Source organism: Nocardia farcinica, assembly GCF_001182745.1.
Taxonomy (GTDB): Bacteria; Actinomycetota; Actinomycetes; order Mycobacteriales; family Mycobacteriaceae; genus Nocardia; species Nocardia farcinica.
Genome location: NZ_LN868938.1, coordinates 821,650 through 840,218 on the forward strand (window position 1 = coordinate 821,650; position 18,569 = coordinate 840,218).

The 18,569-nt window shown below is 71.4% G+C and carries 17 protein-coding genes and 1 pseudogene; 8 read left to right on the top strand and 10 right to left on the bottom strand.

The window, feature by feature from the left end:
* Positions 1–84: 84 nt before the first annotated feature.
* Positions 85–1,113 (top strand): DUF3089 domain-containing protein, encoded by a 1,029-nt coding sequence (locus AMO33_RS04080; RefSeq protein ID WP_060590635.1) that lies wholly within the window; start codon positions 85–87, stop codon positions 1,111–1,113.
* A gap of 3 nt (positions 1,114–1,116) precedes the next feature.
* Here AMO33_RS04080 and AMO33_RS04085 read toward each other — a convergent pair whose 3' ends face one another.
* Both AMO33_RS04085 and AMO33_RS04090 read right to left on the bottom strand, forming a co-directional pair.
* Positions 1,117–1,320 carry a hypothetical protein gene (locus AMO33_RS04085; protein WP_011209759.1) on the bottom strand — a complete coding sequence of 68 codons (204 nt, stop codon included), beginning with the start codon at positions 1,318–1,320 and terminating at the stop codon, positions 1,117–1,119.
* Positions 1,321–1,346: 26 nt separating this feature from the next.
* Positions 1,347–1,886 (bottom strand): DinB family protein, encoded by a 540-nt coding sequence (locus tag AMO33_RS04090; RefSeq protein WP_060590637.1) that lies wholly within the window; start codon positions 1,884–1,886, stop codon positions 1,347–1,349.
* Positions 1,887–1,988: 102 nt separating this feature from the next.
* Here AMO33_RS04090 and AMO33_RS04095 point away from each other — a divergent pair, with 102 nt between their 5' ends.
* The 6 genes and pseudogenes from AMO33_RS04095 (at position 1,989) to AMO33_RS04120 (ending at position 7,622) form a co-directional block, all read left to right on the top strand.
* Complete coding sequence (locus tag AMO33_RS04095; protein ID WP_041560200.1) at positions 1,989–2,939, top strand: helix-turn-helix transcriptional regulator; 951 nt, start codon at positions 1,989–1,991, stop codon at positions 2,937–2,939.
* A 65-nt stretch (positions 2,940–3,004) separates the two neighbouring features.
* The gene (msrA, locus tag AMO33_RS04100) at positions 3,005–3,517 is read left to right on the top strand and encodes a peptide-methionine (S)-S-oxide reductase MsrA (RefSeq protein WP_060590639.1); all 513 of its coding nucleotides are present in this window, start codon (positions 3,005–3,007) and stop codon (positions 3,515–3,517) included.
* Between the two features lie 384 nt (positions 3,518–3,901).
* Positions 3,902–4,867 (top strand): helix-turn-helix domain-containing protein, encoded by a 966-nt coding sequence (locus AMO33_RS04105; protein WP_060590641.1) that lies wholly within the window; start codon positions 3,902–3,904, stop codon positions 4,865–4,867.
* The gene (locus AMO33_RS04110) at positions 4,864–5,880 is read left to right on the top strand and encodes a GlxA family transcriptional regulator (RefSeq protein ID WP_060590643.1); all 1,017 of its coding nucleotides are present in this window, start codon (positions 4,864–4,866) and stop codon (positions 5,878–5,880) included. Before AMO33_RS04105 ends, AMO33_RS04110 begins: the two co-directional genes overlap by 4 nt.
* Positions 5,881–5,989: 109 nt before the next feature.
* Positions 5,990–6,765 (top strand): annotated as a pseudogene (locus AMO33_RS04115) (alpha/beta fold hydrolase).
* The gene (locus AMO33_RS04120; protein WP_060590644.1) at positions 6,762–7,622 is read left to right on the top strand and encodes an alpha/beta hydrolase; all 861 of its coding nucleotides are present in this window, start codon (positions 6,762–6,764) and stop codon (positions 7,620–7,622) included. Before AMO33_RS04115 ends, AMO33_RS04120 begins: the two are co-directional and overlap by 4 nt.
* Before the next feature lie 117 nt (positions 7,623–7,739).
* Here the strand turns inward: AMO33_RS04120 and AMO33_RS04125 are convergent, their stop codons facing one another.
* From AMO33_RS04125 to AMO33_RS04135, 3 genes are all read right to left on the bottom strand, one after another.
* On the bottom strand, positions 7,740–9,152 hold the full coding sequence (locus AMO33_RS04125; protein WP_060590647.1) for a phytoene desaturase family protein: 1,413 nt from the start codon (positions 9,150–9,152) through the stop codon (positions 7,740–7,742).
* Positions 9,153–9,177: 25 nt separating this feature from the next.
* Positions 9,178–10,992 (bottom strand): DUF3556 domain-containing protein, encoded by a 1,815-nt coding sequence (locus AMO33_RS04130; RefSeq protein WP_060590649.1) that lies wholly within the window; start codon positions 10,990–10,992, stop codon positions 9,178–9,180.
* A gap of 80 nt (positions 10,993–11,072) precedes the next feature.
* Entirely contained in the window at positions 11,073–12,530 is a 1,458-nt protein-coding gene (locus AMO33_RS04135; RefSeq protein WP_060590651.1) for a class I adenylate-forming enzyme family protein, read from the bottom strand.
* A gap of 177 nt (positions 12,531–12,707) precedes the next feature.
* Between AMO33_RS04135 and AMO33_RS04140 the strand changes: the two genes are divergently transcribed.
* A complete protein-coding gene (locus AMO33_RS04140; RefSeq protein WP_060593279.1) occupies positions 12,708–13,940 on the top strand; it encodes a PucR family transcriptional regulator in 1,233 nt (410 codons plus the stop codon).
* Between the two features lie 6 nt (positions 13,941–13,946).
* On the opposite strand, the gene AMO33_RS04145 is transcribed toward AMO33_RS04140, so the two are convergent.
* From AMO33_RS04145 to AMO33_RS04165, 5 genes are read right to left on the bottom strand one after another with little or no spacing between them, the layout of a single operon-like run.
* Complete coding sequence (locus AMO33_RS04145; protein ID WP_011209747.1) at positions 13,947–16,208, bottom strand: SpoIIE family protein phosphatase; 2,262 nt, start codon at positions 16,206–16,208, stop codon at positions 13,947–13,949.
* Complete coding sequence (locus tag AMO33_RS04150; protein WP_011209746.1) at positions 16,205–16,843, bottom strand: SpoIIE family protein phosphatase; 639 nt, start codon at positions 16,841–16,843, stop codon at positions 16,205–16,207. The genes AMO33_RS04145 and AMO33_RS04150 overlap by 4 nt, the downstream gene beginning before the upstream one ends.
* On the bottom strand, positions 16,836–17,261 hold the full coding sequence (locus tag AMO33_RS04155) for an ATP-binding protein (protein ID WP_041560198.1): 426 nt from the start codon (positions 17,259–17,261) through the stop codon (positions 16,836–16,838). The genes AMO33_RS04150 and AMO33_RS04155 overlap by 8 nt, the downstream gene beginning before the upstream one ends.
* Positions 17,239–17,628, bottom strand: a complete 390-nt coding sequence (locus tag AMO33_RS04160) for an STAS domain-containing protein (RefSeq protein ID WP_011209744.1) — start codon at positions 17,626–17,628, stop codon at positions 17,239–17,241. Before AMO33_RS04160 ends, AMO33_RS04155 begins: the two co-directional genes overlap by 23 nt.
* Positions 17,629–17,638: 10 nt before the next feature.
* The gene (locus tag AMO33_RS04165; RefSeq protein WP_041560197.1) at positions 17,639–18,544 is read right to left on the bottom strand and encodes an STAS domain-containing protein; all 906 of its coding nucleotides are present in this window, start codon (positions 18,542–18,544) and stop codon (positions 17,639–17,641) included.
* Positions 18,545–18,569 lie beyond the last annotated feature (25 nt).

Here is an 18,569-nt window from a genome sequence, read left to right on the forward strand (position 1 = left end):
GGCGCGACCTGCCCGTGTCCGAGATGGATTACGGAGATCGGCCGAACCTTCCCCGGAGCCTGCGACGGTCGATACGATCCGCGTGTGCCCGCGCTGATCCGGACCCTGTTTCCCGTCGCGCTGCTGATCGCGGCGATCCTGGCGCCCGCCGCACCCGCGGGGGCCGAACCCGAGCCGACGACGTGGTTGTGCCGTCCGGGGCAGGCGGGGCCGTGCGGTGACCGGCAGGACGCGCCGGTCGACTGCTTCTACGTCTATCCGACGGTGTCGTTGCAGCAGACGACCAACGCCGACCGCAGCATCGGACCCGAGCAGCGGGCCGTCGCCGCGCTGCAGGCCGCGCCGTTCGCCGAAACCTGCACGGTGTGGGCGCCGGTCTACCGGCAGAGCACGCTGCTGAGCTTGCGCAACGCACCCGGCCCGGAGCGGTCGGCCGCGCTGGATCTGGCCTACGAGGACCTGCGCGCGGCGTGGGTCGACTATCTGGCCGACCACAACAACGGACGCGGCGTGGTGCTGATCGGGCACTCGCAGGGAACGGCCATGCTGCGCACGCTGATCCGGCAGGAGATCGAGGGCAGGCCGGTGCAGCGGCAGCTCGTCTCGGCGTTGCTGTTGGGCGGGAATGTGCTGGTGCGCAAGGGGGAGACGGCCAGGGGCGATTTCGCGACCGTGCCCGCCTGCGAGCGCGCCGACCAGATCGGTTGTGTGGTGGCGTTTTCCGCCTACGGCGAGCTGCCGCCGGACATCCGCTACGGGTTCGCCCCGACGGTGCCCAACACCTCCGGCACCCGCGGTGCCTTCCCCTACGGTCCCGACTACGAGGTGCTGTGCACCGACCCGGCGGCGTTGGTGGGCCGGGCCGGGCAGCCGCTGCGCGGCATCCTCGCCGGACGTGAGGTGCAGGGCTATCGCGGCCGCTGCCTGGACGGCGACGGACCGCACGTGCTGCTGCTCGAGGCCGACCCCGCCGCGGCGGTGCCACCCGCGAACGCGCTCCCGGCCGTGCCCGACCGCTCCTGGGGCCTGCACCTGCTGGACGTCAACGTCGCCCAGCGCGACCTGATCGACCTCACCGCCCGCCAGGTGCAGAGCTACCTCGCCGGGCACTGAGCCTCAGCGCAGCAGTTTCCCGCCCACCACGACGCCGACGCCGAGCAGGACCAACAGCAGCAACGCCACGAAGCCGTTGGTCAGCCACCAGACGACGCCGAGCACGACGACCACCGGTGCGAGCGCGATCGCGGTGATGACGGGACTTTCCTTGACCGTGGCCAGGGCCGAGCGGGCCCTGACGCGGTCGACATCCTTACCGGCCATGCCACCAGGGTAGGCCGGATGGGTGCTCAGCCCATGGACTTCTGGCCGTCTATCGCCTCGCGCAGGATGTCGGCGTGCCCGGCGTGCTGCGCGGTCTCGGCGATGATGTGCATCAGCACCCGCCGCGTCGACCAGCTGCTCTCCTCGAACCACGGCGCCTTGGGCAGCGGCCAGGCCTTGTCGAGGTCGACGGTCGCGACGATCTCGTCGGTGCGGGCGGCCACCGCTTCGTAGTCGGCCAGGACACCGGCGACGGTCTCGCCCGGCAGCATCCGGAACTCGTCGGCGCGGGCGGCGTAATCCGCCTCGGTCATGTCCTCGAAGTTCTTCATCGCCGAGGCGCCCTCGAGGATGAAATCGACCCAGCCGCGCTCGACCGAGGCGACGTGCTTGATCAGGCCGCCCAGGCACAGTTCGCTCACCGTGCTGCGCATCCCGGCCTGCTCGTCGGTGAGGCCGCGCAGCGTGTGGCGCAGGAAGAAACGGTGCTTGGTCAGCATGTCCAGCAGGTCGGCGCGCTCGCCGGAGAGCACGCGGTCGGCGGCGGCGGAGGTGGTGGCGTTCATGGTGGGTCCCTTCGGATGTCGGTGTCTGTTCTTCGACGCACAAACCACGCTAGGACCCTTTGCGGTCACTTTTCGTCCGCAATGTCGCGCAGAATGAAAAACATGGCGAACACGAGTACTCGGACCCTGCGGCTGCTGTCGTTGCTCCAGACGCACAAGTACTGGCCGGGCGGGGAACTCGCCGAGCGGCTGGGTGTCTCGGCGCGCACGTTGCGCCGCGACGTGGAGCGGCTGCGCGAGCTCGGCTATCCCGTGCAGGCGCAGCGCGGGGTCGACGGCGGGTACCAGCTCGCCCCGGGCGCGGCCCTGCCACCGCTGATGATCGACGACGACGAAGCGGTCGCGCTGGTGGTCGGCATGCAGGCGGCCGTGCACGGCAGTGTCGACGGCATCGCCGAATCCTCGGTGCGGGTGCTGGCCAAGGTGGTGCAGGTGCTGCCGCCGCGATTGCGCAAACGGGTGGATGCGCTGCGGGCGATGACGGTGCCCGCCTCCTGGGGCACCGCGGGCGGCGGTCCCGATCCCGGTGTGCTCACCGCCGTCGCGCTGGCCTGCCGCGACACCGAGCGCCTGCGGTTCACCTACACCGCCGCCGACGGTCGCCGCTCCGAGCGGCACGTCGAACCACACCGCCTGGTGTCCCTGGGCCGGCGCTGGTATCTGGTGGCCTACGACCTGACCCGCCACGACTGGCGCAGCTTCCGCCTGGACCGCCTGACCGCGCCCGCCGGCGACGGCGCCCGTTTCCGCCCGCGCGAGCTGCCCGCCGACGATGCCGCCGCCTTCGTCCGGGCGGGCCTGGATCAGGCGCCGCGCTCGTATCGGATCGAAGCGGTGGTCGAGGCGCCCGCCGCGGCGGTGCGCGAGCGGATCGGGCGGTGGAGCACGGTCGAGGAGATCGAGCCGGGACGCTGCCGGGTGCGCATGACCTCGGATTCGCTGGACTGGCCGATCATGGGGCTCGGCACGCTCGAGGCCGATTTCACCGTCGTCGAGCCGGAGATCATGCGCGAACAGCTCCGGGCCTGGGGTGCGCGATTCAGCCGGGCGTGAGGAACTTTCTCGCCGCCGGGCGGGTTGTACTGGGAGCTTGGAGTAACGGTTCCCGAGGAGGAGATGTGACCGACACGCGAAGGGCGATCCTGGCCGGTGGGTGTTTCTGGGGCATGCAGGACCTGATCCGCAGGCAGCCGGGCGTGGTGTCCACGCGCGTCGGCTACACCGGCGGCAGCAACGACCATCCCACCTACCGCAACCATCCCGGGCACGCGGAGGCGGTCGAGATCGTCTACGACCCCGAGCGCACCGACTACCGCGCGTTGCTGGAGTTCTTCTTCCAGATCCACGACCCCACCACCAAGGACCGGCAGGGTAACGACATCGGCACGAGCTACCGCTCGGCGATCTTCTACCTCGACGACGAGCAGCGCCGCGTCGCCGAGGACACCATCGCCGACGTCGACGCCTCGGGCCTGTGGCCGGGCAAGGTCGTCACCGAGGTGACCCCGGCGAGCGAGTTCTGGGAGGCCGAGCCCGAGCACCAGGACTACCTGCTGCGCTACCCCAACGGCTACACCTGCCACTACCCGCGCCCGGACTGGAAGCTGCCCAAGCGGCAGGCCACCGCCTGAGCGGGTCAGCGGCCGGAGGTGGTAGCGCAGTGTGACTACGGAGGCCGCCCCGCTCAGGCGAATTGAGCGCCGCCTGAGCGGGTCAGCGGCCGGAGGTGGTAGCGCAGTGTGACCATGGAGGCCGCCCCGCTCAGGCGAATTGAGCACCGCCTGAGCGGGTCAGCGGCCGGAGGTGTTAGCGCAGTGTGACCACGGAGGCCGCCCCGGTCGGGCGAACAGGCACCGCCTGAGCGCTGTGCTGTCCGTGCGGTGAGTGTTCGCGACCCGCGCGCCGGGGACCCGGTGCGCGGGTCGCGTCGCTGTGCTCTCCGTGCGCTGGACGCGCGGACCCGGGGCGTCCGGCTCTACTGTTTCGGCAGGACGGAGTGACGAGGAGGCCCGGCGGTGCTGGTACACGACAGCGATCTCATCGCGCCCGCCGACCGGGTCGCGGCGCTCAACGCGGTGTTCGAGGACAACGAGAACCCGCAGGCGGTGAGCTATGCCGCCGACGCCGAGGACGTGCGGCACCGGATGTATCTGCTCGACCTGGGCCCGGGCATCCACGTGTTGCGCAATGTCGGCACCGGTTTGCACATCGTGCGCAACGCCCGCCATGTCGCGCGCGGCGCACCCGACCAGTTCGCGATCTTCATGCCGGTGCGCGGGTCGGGCGCGCTGAGCACCGCCGAGGACGGTGGCGGGGTGATGGAGCCGGGCCGCATCACCCTGCTCGACACCTCCCGGCCGTACAGCTACCGGCAGTCGCGGCTGTCGGACAACAAGGTGGTGATCTTCGACCCCGTTCTGCTCGACCTGCCGATCGACGTGCTCCGCGCGGCCGCGCCCGGCTTGCCTGCCAGTCCGGTCTACCCGCTGGTGCGCGCCCATTTCGCCGAACTCGGCAACACCCCGACCGATCTGCCCGCGACCGCCGCGGCCGCCGTCGGTCAGGCCACCGTCCAGTTGGTGCGGGCGCTGGTCGCCACCGCCGCGGGTGATCGTCGCGGCCGGGACGCGCTGGCCGAGAGCCTGGTCGTGCGCGTGAGCCTCTACATCGACGCGCACCTGCACGATCCCGCGTTGACCCCGCGCCGGATCGCGGCCGCACACGAGGTGTCGTTGCGCCAGCTCTACACGCACTGGGCGGCGGCGGGCCGTGCCGTGGGCGTGGCGGAGTGGATCATCCGCCGCCGTCTGCGCCGGGCGGCCGCCGTGCTGGCCGGGGCGGTCGCCGACCCGGTGATCGGCGAGCTGGCCCACCGGGTCGGCTTCACCAACATCAGCCATTTCAACCGGCGATTCCGCCAGGAGTACGGCATGTCGCCGGGCGCCTGGCGGGAGGCCCACCGCGGGGAGGCGCCGCGATGATCCCGGTGCAGGTGTTGCGGCCCGGACCCGAACTCACCCGGCGCCGCCGGATCGGGGTGCTGGTGTTCGACGGGGTGAAGATGCTCGATTTCGCCGGTCCCGCCGAGGTTTTCGTGGAGGCCAACCAGTCGGTGCCGGGCTACGACGTGGTGATGCTGTCGCCGGACGGTGCGCCCGTGCACACCTCGATCGGAACCCAGGTGGGTGTGACCGGTTCGGCGCTGGCCGCGCACGACCTGGACACGGTGGTGATCCCCGGCAGCGAGCAACCGCCCGCCCGGTTCGTCACCCCCGAGGTGCTGGCCGCGACCGCGCACCTGGCCGCCCGCACCCGCCGGCTCGCCTCCATCTGCAGCGGCGCGTTCGTGCTGGCCGAACTCGGTGTGCTGGACGGCAGGCGCGCGACCACGCACTGGAAGTTCACCCGCGATCTTGCCGCCCGGTACCCGCGCGTCCGCGTCGAACCGGACGCGATCTTCGTACGCGACGGGCGGGTGTATTCCTCGGCGGGCGTGGCGGCCGGTATCGATCTCGCGCTCGCCCTCGTCGAGGAGGACCACGGCGCCGCGGTCGCCCGGCGGGTCGCGCAGTCGCTGCTGGTGTTCATGCAGCGTGCCGGGGGCCAATCGCAGTTCTCGGCGGCGTTGACCGGTCCCGTGCCGCGCAGTGCGCTGGTGCGCGAGCTGACCGATCTCATCTACGCCGACCCCGCCCGCCCGTACCCGGTGCAGATGCTGGCCGCGCACGCGCGGGTGAGCACCCGGCACCTGACCCGGCTGTTCCGGGAGGAGCTGGACAGCTCACCGGCCGAATACGTCGCGCACGTCCGGTTCGCCTTCGCGCGGGACAAACTCGACGCCGGGCACTCCGTGACCGAGGCGGCGCTGCTGGCCGGATACGGCAGCAGCGAGGCGATGCGGCGCGCGTTCGTCGCCCGCCTCGGGGTGTCGCCGAAGAAGTACCAACAGCGCTTCCGCACGACTGCGCCGGACCGGGACACCACGCGCGTCTGAAATGTAGGGGTTTGTGGCCGCACGGGCGGGGCGCCCCGGTGCCGGGGTCGCGAACACTGATATCGAACGCCCCCGCGGCCCGGCGCCGCACGATCGATCGGCCGAGATCATGCCCCAGACAGCACTGTTCCGCTCCCTCGCCCTGTGCGCGGTGCTCGCCGCGCCCGCACTGCTGCCCGCCACCGCCGCGGCCGAACCACCGACGGTGGTCCTCGTGCACGGCGCCTTCGCCGACCCCACGAGCTGGGACGGCGTGGCCGCCGACCTGCGCGCCGACGGGTTCCGCGTGGTCGTCCGGACAATCCGCTGCGCGGCCCGGCGTCCGACGCCGCCGCGATCGAGCGGGTGCTCGACGCCATCGACGGGCCGATCGTGCTGGTGGGCCACTCCTACGGCGGCGCCGTGGTGACCAATGTCGCCGACCCCGACGTGACCGCGCTCGTGTACGTCGCGGCGTTCGCCCCGCAGGAGGGTGAGCCCACCCAGCTGGCCCTCGACCCGATCCGCTATCCCGGCAGCCGCCTGCTGCCGCCGGCTCTGGCGGTCACCGCCCGCGACGGCGGACTCGAAGCCTACGTCGACCCCGCCCGTTTCCACGAAGTGTTCGCGCAGGACGTCGACGAGGCGACGGCGGCCGACATGATCACCCACCAGCGCACCCTGGCGCTCACCGCCAACCTCGAACCGTCCGGCCCGGCGTCCTGGACGACCACGCCCACCTGGTACGTGGTGGCCGCCGAGGATCGCGTCATACCGCCCGCGTCCCAGCGGGCGATGGCCGCGCGCATGGGTGCCGTGGTCAGCGAGGTCGCGGCCTCGCACGCCTGCCTGGTCTCGGCCCCCGGCGCGGTCGCCGACGTGATCGCGGAGGCGGCGCGACGATGAACCGGAACGACCTGGGGCACAGCATGAGTCAGCACACCCTCGACCAGATCGCGCGCGCGAACGACAGCGGCAACACCCCGGTGGTCTTCATCCACGGGTTGTGGCTGCTGGCCCGCAGCTGGGATCGCTGGGCCGAGTTGTTCGCCGCGGCCGGGTACGCGCCGGTGACCGCCGGATGGCCGGACGACCCCGACACCGTCGAGGCCGCCCGAGCGCACCCGGAGGTGTTCGCCGGCAAGACGGTCGGGCAGGTCGCCGACCACTTCGCCGCGGTGATCGAACGCCTCGACCGCACACCCGCCGTGGTCGGCCACTCCTTCGGCGGCCTGCTCGCCCAGATCGTCGCCGGCCGCGGGCTGTCGGCGGCCACCGTCGCCATCGACGCCGCCCCGTTCCGCGGGGTGCTGCCGTTGCCGATCAGTTCCTTGCGCGCCGCCGCGCCGGTGCTGGGCAACCCCGCCAACCGGCACCGCGCGGTCCCGCTGACCTATGAGCAGTTCCGTTACGCCTTCGCCAACGCCGTCGACGAGGCCGAAGCGAAGGAACTGTTCGAGAATTTCGCGGTGCCCGCGCCCGGCGCTCCGCTGTTCCAGGCCGCGGCCGCGAACCTGAATCCGTGGTCGGAGACCAAGGTCGACACCCACAATCCCGACCGCGGCCCGCTGTTGATCGTCTCCGGTGACCGCGATACCACCGTGCCGCACGCCATCTCGAAAGCCGCCTACGACAAGCAGCGTGCCAACCCGGGGATCACCGAGTTCGTCGAGATCCCCGGGCGCGGACATTCGCTCACCATCGACAGCGGGTGGCCGACGGTGGCCGAGACGGCGTTGGCGTTCATTCGCCGCTTCGCCTGACCGGATGTGCGCGGAGGTCGTTGCCGCCGAGGAGACACCCGCGCGCGATCTGCTCGAGCTTCTCGACCTGGCGAGCTGATCCGCGTTGGCCGAGCGGAAATCGGCAGGCGAGTGCCCTCACCGCAGGCGGCGCAGGGCTCGTTCGGCGGCGTTGGCTCCGCACATGCCGTGTGCTCCCGGGCCGGGTGGGGTGGCGGCCGAGCACAGGTAGTGGCCGGGGATGCCGAGGTCGTAGGGGTGCAGGGTGGGGCGGGGGCCGAAGACGAGCTGGCGGATGTCCTTGGCGCCGGTCATGATGTTGCCGCCGACGTAGTTGGGGTTGTAGTCGGCGAAGCCGGTGGTGGTGCGGGTCTCGGTGCCGAGGATGCGCTCGCGGAAGCCGGGGGCGAAGCGTTCGATCTGGGCGATGACGGCGGCGGTGGCGTCGCCGGTGTAGCCGTGCGGGACGTGCGCGTAGGCCCAGATCGGGTGGATGTCACCGACCGAGCGGTGCGGGTCGGCGAGGTACTGCTGCCCGACGAGCACGAACGGGCGGTCGGGCATGCGTCCGGCGTGCACGGCGCGCTCGCCGGCGGCGATCTCGGCGTAGTCGCCGCCGAGGTGCACGGTTCCGGCGCGGCGGGCGGCGGGGGCGGTCCACGGGATGCCCTCGGCCACCGCGAAGTCGACCTTGAAGGCGCCGGGTCCGTAGCGGAAGCGCCGGTAGGCCGTGGCGATCCGGTGGGGGAGGCGCTCGCCCATGATGTCGGCGACGGCGGTGGGGGCGAGGTCCCAGAGCACGATGTCGGCGGGCGGTAGGTCGGCGGCGCTGCGCACCGGTGTGCCGGTCTCGACGGTGCCGCCGAGCTTGTCGAGCAGGCTCGCCATCGCCTCGACGATGGATTGCGAGCCGCCTTCGGCGACCGCCCAGCCGTACGCGTGGCCCGCGGTGAGGATGCCGAGTCCGATGCTGGCGCTCAGGGGGCGGTGCAGCGGGTGGAAGGCGTGCGCGGCGACCCCGCCGAACAGGGCCCGTGCCTGCGGGGTGCGGAAGACCTTCGCGAGCAGGTCGGCGGGGGCGAGTGCGGGAATTCCGAAGCGGGCCAGGCGGATCGGGTGGTCGGGGAGGCGCAGCAGCGGTCCCATGACATCGGTGACGGTGTGTTCGAAGCCTGCCGCGGTCGCGCCGAACAGCGCGCGCCAGGCGCGGCCGTCGGTGCCGAGTCCGGCGGCGGTGGCGGCGACGTCGCGGTGCAGCACGCCCGCGCTGCCGTCGTCGAGCGGGTGCACGCAGTCGAGCTCGGGCCAGGCCCAGCGCAGCCCGTACCGGTCCAGCTCGAGGTCGCGCAGGAACGGAGAGCCGACGGCCATCGGGTGGATGGCCGAGCACTCGTCGTGCAGCAGGCCGGGCACGATCGCCTCCCGGGAGCGGGCGCCGCCGCCGAGGCGCGGCGCCGCTTCCAGCACGGTCACCGACAGTCCGGCGCGGGCCAGGACGATCGCTCCCGCCAGGCCGTTCGGGCCGCTGCCGACCACGACCGCTGTGCTCATCTCGACTCTCCGTTCCGTGTTCTGGTCAGCGCGCGGGCTGCGGGGTGGGCGTGCGGTCCGGCTGGGGGACAGTGCGTTCGGCGTCGTCCCTGCGCCAGCTCACCTCGGTCGGGATGGGCCCGTCCGGCAGCCACGGCTGGGCGTCGACCGCGTCGGCCACCCGCCAGCTGCCCCGCTCGATGACACCCAGCGCCGCATCGATCACCTGGTAGCGCTGGACGCCGCGGTGGATCGGCTGCGACTCCACCCAGACGATGATCCACTCGCCCGGCTCGAATCCCACCCGCGACTGCACGGCCTGGACGAAGGTGTGGTCGTGCAGGTGGCCGTCACCGAAGTTGAACCCGATGATCGAGTTGCAGCCGAACTCGGCCTCGCGCACCGTCCAGCGGTCCAGATCCGGGATGTGGCGGTAGAGCACCGAGAACAGGCCGCGGCCCTGGCTGTGCATGGAGCGCCAGGCGATGGTCTGCTGGAGGGTGATCTCGGCGACGGCGGGGTCGTAGCCCATCGCCCGCAACTGCTCGAGCTGGTTGACGGTCGGCCGGTGCGGGAGCGTGTTCAGCTTCGCCTCCGCGCCCGGGGCGAAGGCCCACAGCGCCGAGGCCCAGTTGCCCGCGTACTGCCGCATCGAGGGCAGGAACGACACCAGGTCCGGGCGCAGGTTGCCCAGCACCGGGAAGAACGCCAGCGCCGCGACGATTCCGAGCGTCAACCACGGCGAGGACATGTCGCCCACCCCGTAGCCCGCGGTGACGGGGAAGCCCAGGAACAGGAACACCGTGAGGTAGGCGAACAGGATGTTCCACTCCAGCGGCACGGCCAGCGGGAAGGTGGAGGTGATGAAGAAGTGGAACACCACCATCAGCACCACCCCGGCGAGGGTGAGGGCGTGGTTCGTCGAGAACAGCAGCACCAGCGGCGTGATGATCTCCACCGTCGTGCCGCCCACGTGCGCCAAGAACGCGGCCACCCGCGAGGGGCGCAGGTCGCGCGGGAAATCCCGGTAGTTCAGGCGCTTGGCCCACTTGGAGGGGATGCTCGGGCTGTTGGACACCATCGGCGGTACCACGTTGGCGAAATGCCTGCCGAACTTGGAGACCCCCGCGCCGATCCACACCGCGCAGATGAGCAGCTTGGCGGCGACGATCATGTCCACGAAGGGCAGGGTGGCGAAGAACAGCAGCGCGGGCAGGTACTGTTCGCCGCGCGCGGCCAGGAAGATCGTCTTGTCCCGCAGGCCGCACAGCACGTACAGCACGATCGGCGCGATCAGCAGCCGCGGGTCGATCAGCCCGGAGGTGTTGTCGGGCAGGGCGGCGCTCAGCGACGCGCTCGGCGCGCCGGGTGCGAGGATCGCGACCAGCAGGCCGGCCAGGAACGCCACATACAGCGCCACGTCGCCGATCGTCCTGGTGTCTCCGGCGGTGCCGGGCAGCCACCGCCACGGCCGCAGCCGGATGGTGCCCGGCCGGGCCCAGAACAGGATGCCGCCGGTCATCGGCTTGAACTTGCCGGCCAGCGGACCCCAGGACCCGGCGACCCCGACGGCCTCGAGCAGTACCGTCCACAGCACGAGTTTCTGGTAGACGATCGGCTCGTTCCACCAGTCGCCCACCGCCCAGAACGGGCCGACGCCGGAGGTGACCGTCGCGACCACCACACCGCCGAGCGCGTAGAGCACCAGCAGTTTGACGATGTAGACGGTGTGGATCATGCGCGGACTGCCGAACCCGTATTCCACCCAGTGCAGCGCGAGCGTTTTCATGCGCTCCGCGAGCGGCCGGTCGAGAAATGTGTCCACGTCGACGGGCGGGAAATCGCCTGTTTTGAATCCCACGGGACGCACCCCTTTCTGAGGTGAATTCGGGCGCGCGGGAGCCGCACCCGTAAGCGGAGGAAATGGAAAGGAATTGTCGGTCAGGCGGCCGCGGAAATCGCGCGCAGCGCCTTCTTGTCGATTTTTCCGACCGCGTTGCGCGGCAGCGCGTCGGTGATGCGTACCGCGACCGGGACCTTGTCGCGGGCCAGGCTGTGGCGGCAGTGCGCGACCAGCTCGGCCTCGCTCACGTCGGTCCCGGGCATGGTCACCACGTGGGCGACGGGTACCTCGCCGAGCACCGGGTCCGGTGCGCCGACGACCGCCGACTCCAGCACCGCCGGATGGCTGTGCAGGACGTTCTCGATCTCCTTGGGGTAGATGTTCTCCCCGCCGCGGATGATCATGTCCTTGATCCGGTCCACCAGCACGAGATAGCCGTCGGGGTCGAAGTAGCCGACGTCGCCGGTGTGCAGCCAGCCGTCGACCACCGTCGCGGCGGTGGCTTCCGGTTTGCCGAGGTAGCCGCGCATCACGTTGGCGCCGCGGATCACCACCTCGCCGCGTGCGCCGGGCGCGAGCAGCGCGCCGTCGGCACCCATGATCGCCACCGTCTGCCCCGGCAGCGGCACGCCGACGGTGCCGGGCTTGCGCGGGCCGGCGGGCGGGTTGATGGTCGAGGCGCAGGTGCCCTCGGACAGGCCGTATCCCTCGACGATCGGCACGCCGAAGCGGGTCTCGAACCGGGCGATGAGTTCGGCGGGCATGGGCGCGGCGCCGCAGATCGCGCGTCGCAGCGAGGAGGTGTCGGGCCGCACCTCGGCCGGCTGGGCGACCAGCATGGCGTAGATGGCGGGTACCGCCGAGAAATAGGTCGGCCGCACCCGTTCGACCAGCGGGAAGAACGCCGAGGCGGAGAAGCGGCCCGCGATGGTCGCGCGCCCGCCGGTGAGCAGCGGCGACAGGATGCTCACCACGATGCCGTTGACGTGGAACAGCGGCAGCACCAGCAGGCTGTGGTCGGTCTCGTCCAGGCCGAGCGCGTCCACGATCATCGCGCACATGGCCGCGATGTTGGCGTGGTCGAGCACGACGCCCTTGGGCCTGCCGGTCGTGCCGCTGGTGTAGATGATCAGGGCGGTGGCGTGCGGGTCGGCGGCCGCCGAGGGCGCCGGGACGTCGGCGTCGGCGTCCGGTCCGGCCACCCGCGCCACATCGAGGAAGCCGGGGTCGCGCCCGTCCTCGGCGACGACCACGCGGGCGCCGGCATCGAGGATCTGGTAGCGCAGTTCGTCCTCGGTCGCGTCGGGCCGCACCGGGGTCACCGCGGCGCCCAGCCGCCACGCCGCGAACAACAGCACGACCAATTCGACGCGATTGGGCAGCACGACGGCGACCACGTCGCCTTTCCGGATTCCCCGCGAATGCAGCACGGCGGCGGCGGTGTCGACGCGACGCGCGAATTCCGCGTTGTCGAGTTCTTCGCGTTCGTCGCTCACGCACGGTCCGCAGGGATTGGTCCGCGCGCGCTCGGCGGGAATGTCGATGACGTTTCGCACTGGTTCCTCACCATTCGGGAAAGGCGTTGTGATGTGGATTACAGTGCAAAGGTAGGGAATGGGAGCAGTGGCGGCTACGGGCCGCCGCCCCAGAAAATCGGGCCGCCGCTGTGCCACCGGCACAAAAGCCCGCCGGACCGGCGGGAAGCGGCCCGCGGCCGGGGTATGGTCCCCGGCATGACAGTCGAGGTCGAACCGCTCGTGCGCGCGGTCGCCGAGCGCGTGCACGCCGATTACCCCCGGCTGCTCGACGAGATGACCGGCATGTTCGTCGAGATGATCCCGGAATTCCGCCACGACGACGAGGTGCGCAGGCTGATGGTGGCCAGCACCGGCGGAAACCTCTCGGCCATCATGGATCTGCTGGCGCTGAGCATCTCCTTCGACGAGGTGTCCGTGCCGCCGGCGGCCGCCGAATACGCGCGCCGCTTCGCCCAGCACGGCATGTCCTTGGAGGCGCTGGTGCGGGCGTATCGCCTGGGCGAGCACATGTTTCTGCAACGGGCGATCACCGCGCTCGGCGAGCTGGGGCCCTCCGCCGAACTGGCCCTGGCGACCACGAGCCACATCGCCGAGATGGTCAACCGCTACATCGACCGGGTGCTCGAGGGCGTCATCGACATCTACGAGAACGAACGGCAGCGCTGGGACGCCCGCTCCGACGCCACCCGCGCCGCGCAGGTCCGGGCCGTCCTCGACGGCGAGGGCCTGGACCTGGCCTCGGCCGAGCAGATGCTCGGAACCTCGCTGCGCGGTTGGCATCTGGCCGCCATCATCTGGACCCCGCCGGGCACCGCGGCCTCCGACACCCTGCTGCGCGCCGGGGTGGAACTGCTGTCCGCCGCGACCGGCAAACGCCCGCTGACGATCCTGGTCGACGAGCACAACTGCTGGGCCTGGATCTCCTCGGCGGGCAAACCGGTGCTCGACGTCGACGCACTGGAAGCGAGCCTGCGCAGACATCCCGGACTGCGCATGGCGGTGGGGGAGCGCGATTCGGGGCTGGCGGGCTTCCGCCGCACCTTCCTCGACGCGAGCGCCGCCCGGGCGGTCGCGGTGGCGGCGCCGCGCGCGCGAGAACTGACGTTGTACTCGCGGGTCTCGGTGGCCTCGCTGTTGCTCGACCGGCTGCCGGAGGTGAAGGCGTGGGCGCAGCGCGTGCTCGGCGATCTCATGCGCGACGACGAATCCACCGCGCGGCTGCGCGACACCGCGCAGGTCTACCTGGACGCGCGCGGCTCGCTCACCGACGCCGCCGCCCGCATGCACGTGCACAAGAACACCGTGCACTACCGGGTCCGCAAAGCCGAAGAGCTGCTGGGACATTCGCTCACGGTCAATCGGCTCGAACTCGAACTCGCGCTGTTGGTGTGCGCGCAGTTCGGGCTCGCGGAGGCCGCGCGGCCCTGAGCGCGGTCAGCCGGAGCGGCGCTGGGTGCCGCGCAGCGGGTTCGCCACCGGTGATTTGATCGCGGGCAGCGTCACCGACATGCGGACGCGGGTGCCCGGGCCGGAATGGTCGATGTCGAGTTCCTCGGTGAGCGCGCGCATCATGTCCAGACCGCGGCCGCGGTAGCCGGGGTCGGGGGAGCGGGGCTGCCAGGTGCCGGTGTCGACGACCTCGATGACGAGACGTTCGGTGTCACCGTCGGGGTCGAGTTCGATCCGGGCCGCCAGATCGACCACCTCGCCGCTGTCGGCGGCGGCGCGGTAGGCGTGTTCGATGCTGTTGCTGCACGCCTCGTTCGCCGCGGCCACCAGGTCGGCGGCCAGGTCGTGCGGGACGGCGGCGGCGGAGAACCACGCCTGGAGGGTGCGGCGCAGCGCCGAGAGCCGGGTGGCCTCGGCGGGCACCCGCAGGTGCAGTGGCGCGGGCGGTTGCCGGTAGACCACCATGGCGACGTCGTCGTCGTATCCGGCGGCCGGGCTGAGTTCCCGCAGCACCGCGTCGGCGACCTCGCGCGGCAGCCTGCCGCCGGTGTCGGCCAGCACCGCGCAGATCTTGGCGAAGCCCTCGTCGATGTCGACGCCGCGCTGTTCGACCAGGCCGTCGGTGAACAACACCAGCGTCGAGCCCGGCGCCAGGGCGGTGGTGGCCTCGGGGCGGCGCGGCATCTCGAAGGTCGCCAGCGGCACCGAACGGCCGCCTTCGAGCAACCTGCCGGGCTTGCCCACCTCGGCCAGGATCGGCGGCATGTGCCCGGCGCTGCTGTAGCGGACGATGCCGCGCACCGGATCCAACACGGCCACACAGGCGGTCGTGCACATGGCCCCCGGAATACGCGCGGCGACGGTGTCGAGTTCGGCCAGCAGTTGGGCGGGCCCGGCCCCGCGCAGCAGCAGAGCACGGCCCGCGGTGCGCAGCTGGCCCATCACCACCGCCGCCGACAGCCCGCGCCCGACACAGTCGCCGACGACCACGCCGATGGTGCCGTCGCGCAACGGCACCACGTCGTACCAGTCGCCGCCGATCTCGAGCGGCGGCAGCGCGGGCTCGTAGTGCACCGAGAACCGGGGCGGCAGCTCGATCGGGCCGAGCATCGCCCGCTGGAGTGTCAGCGAGGTGGCGCGGGCCTGATCGAAGTTGCGTGCCCGCTGCACCGCGACGCTGAGATGACCGATCAGCAGGGAGAACAACGTCCAGTCCGCGCTGCTGATCGCGCGCGGCGCGGCGAAACGCAACCACAGTGCGGCATCGCCGGTTTCGCCCAGCGGCGCCACGATCCCCTCGGAGCTGTCGGCCTGTTCGGGGATGGCCGACAGGCTGCGCGGTGGTCGGCGGCGGGCACGGTCGAGCAACCGACGGGTGGTGTCGTCGGCGGCGTCGGCACCCGCCTCCCCGGAGACATACACCTCGGGCGCCCCGTTGCGGGTGGGCCAGACCATCACGACGGCGGCTTCCGCGCCGACGGTGCCGCGCAGTTCGTCCAGCCCGACCGAGAGCACCTCCACCACCGTGGTCGCCGCGCCGACCGCGGTCGCCAGCCGGGAGGCGGCCTGGTCCCGGGCCTGCGCGTCGTGTTCGGCGGTGACGTCGCGGATGGTGCCGACGTAGACCAGCTCGTTGTTCTCCGGCTTGACCAGCGCGCTGGTGCTCACCGCCAGCCACAGCCTGCGTCCGTCGCGGTGCCGGATCGGCAGCACGAACCGGGAGGCCTCGGTGCCCAGGTCGGGGTAGCGCGGCCCGTCCGGCAGCGACCACGGGTGCGGCAGTGGATAGGGCAGCCCGGCGGCCCCGTAGCCGGTGAGCGCGCCGAAGGCCGAGTTCACTTCGATGATGGCGCCGGTGGCGTCGGCGACGAAGAAGCCGTCCTGCAACGACTCGACCAGGGCGGTGCGGAAGGCGTCGCGGCCGGCCAGGTCGTCGGCGCGGGAGCGCTGCTGTTCGTAGCGGCGGGTGCCGTCGAGGTAGCCGCGGGTGGCGATGTCGAGCGCGGCCAGCGTCTGCAGCAGGAACTCCAGTGCGGTCTCGGCGACGCGCGGATCGGCGGCGGCGCGTTCGGCCTCGGCGGCCAGCCGGAAGTGGTGTTCGGTGAGGTCGAGCAGGCTGATGCCCTCCACCAGCGCCCGCCTGCCCAGGTCGTAGCCCTCGGTGAGGGTGTCGTGGGTGGGCGAATCCAGGTGCCGCCGAAGCGCTTCGGTGTAGTCGTCGAGAAAGCCGGGCAGCGCCTCGCTCATCGGAAGCCACCGCCGCCGTTGCTGCTGCCGCGACTGCGCGCGGCCAGCACGAGCGCGTCGTCGGTGTCCTTGGCGTAGCGGGCCAGCAGGTCGCCGGTGATGTCGGCGGTGGACTTGGCCAGGTCGATGCCCTCGGCCGCCTCGGCCACGATGCCGTCGGTGGCCATCAGCAACAGATCACCCGCCCGCACCCGCACGGTCTGCGGTTGCAGCGTGGGCGGCAGTCGATAGCCGACGATGCCGCCGGTCAGCAGCGCGGTCGCGCGCACCGCCAGCCCGGCCGGACCCGCGGTGAGCACCCGGGATTCGACATTGCCGACGCCGAGCCAGTGGATCGCGTCCTCGTCGAAGAGCGCCAGCGACACCGCCGCGCCCCGGGTATCCGACATCGCCCGATGGCACAGCACCATGAGCACATCCAGTGGCTCGCCGCGGTTCTCGGTGAGCACCCGCACCGCGCGGTCGGTGGCGTCGGCCGCCGCGGCGCCGTGCCCGAGTCCGTCGATGACCGCCATCAACGCGGTGCCACCGCCCGCGTCGAGCACCACACCGCGGTCGCCCGAGAGTTGCTGTCCCGGCAGTGCCCGACCGGCCACCGCCCATTCGACCCGGCCGATGAGCCCGTCCTCATGCACCGTTGGGTACCCACTTCCACATCTCCACCAACGTGCCGCGACCGGGCGCGGAATCGATGGTGAGCCGGTCCATCAGGCGGCGCGCACCGGGCAGGCCCAGGCCGAGGCCGCGTCCGGTGGAGTAACCGTCCTCGAGCGCGCGGGCGATGTCGCGGATGCCAGGGCCCTGGTCCTCGGCCTGCACGATCAGCGCCCGCCTGCCCTCGCGGTCGTCCACGAGCAGGCGGATCTCGCCGGTTCCTGCGTAACTGGTGATGTTGCGGGCGATTTCGGAGATGGCCGTCGAGATCATGGTGCGGTCGGTGAGGGAGAAGCCGAGTTCGGCCGCCAGCTCCCGTCCGGCCTGCCGAGCGGTCACGATGTCCTCCGACATCTTGACCACGATCACGACGTTCTCAGCGGCCACTGTCACGACCATCTCGCTGGCGACGTCTGGCGGACTTGCGCTCCAGCCACGCCAGCCCCTCCTCGAGGTCGAGGGCGGTGTGCATGTCCTCGAAGGTGAGTCCGAGTTGCACCATGGCGAAGGCGACTTCGGGTTGCAGCCCGACGATGACGGTCTCCGCGCCGCGCAACTGCGTCATGTGCGCGATGGTGCGCAGCGACCGCGCGGCGAAGGAGTCCATCACATCGATCGCGGTGACGTCGACGATGATGCCGTGCGCCCGGTATTTGCTGACCTGTTTCATCAGGTCGTCCTGTAGGCGCTCGGTGTCCGCGTCGGTCAATGCGGATTGGACCGACGCGATCAGATAGGTGCCTTGCTTGAGGATGGGTACGGGCATCGGTGACCGCTCAGCGCCCGTCGCGTTCGATGGACCGGTCGGTCACCCGGGTGACTTCGTAGCCGAGCAGCCGCTCGGCCTCCTCGATGCCGCCCTGCAGGTCGCCGACGGCGTTCATCTTCGACAGGTCCAGCCCGATCGTCACCAGCGTCAGCGCGATCTCCGAGGACAGGCCGGTGATGATCACGCTCGCGCCCATCAGGCCGGACGCGTCGACGGTCTGGACCAGGTGGTTGGCCACTGTCGAGTCGATCGTCGGCACGCCGGTGATGTCGATGACGACGACCTTGGCGCGGTTGGCGCGGATGGCGCGCAGCAGCTGTTCGGTGAGCTGGCGGGCGCGCTGGCTGTCGAGCACGCCGATGATCGGCAGGATCAGCAGCTGCTCGCGCACCTGCAGCACCGGCGTGGACAGCTCGCGGATGGCCTCCTGCTGCTGGCGGATGACGCGCTCGCGCTCCTGCACGAAGGAGATCGCCACGGTGCTCGCGATGCGGTTCGCGGCGGGTTCGTAGGCGTCGAGGACGTGGTTGAGCAGTTCGAAGTTGGACTGGTACTTCTCGAACAGCGAGCGCGCGAGCACGTCGCGCAGCAGCAGCACGATGCCGATGACCTCGTCGGTCTCCACGCCCCGGGGGATGATGCGTTCGGACAGGTCGCGGGCGTAGGCCTGGAGTGCCTCGACGCTGCCGGTCTCGAGCACCTCGACGTAGTTGTCGTAGATGGAGGTGGCCTCGGAGAAGATCTCCTCCGGGGTCATGGCGGTGAGCAGCTGGGCGTCGGTGATGCGACGCGCCCACTCCTCGCGCAGGGCGGTGCGGTTCTGCCGCAGGTGCTCCACGAGCTGGGGCAGCAGGTTGTCGACCGGGCCCGCGGGAAGAGACTCCGCCGAAAGGCTCATGGACACCTCGGACATGGAAATTCCAGCCCCTTTCGACGGG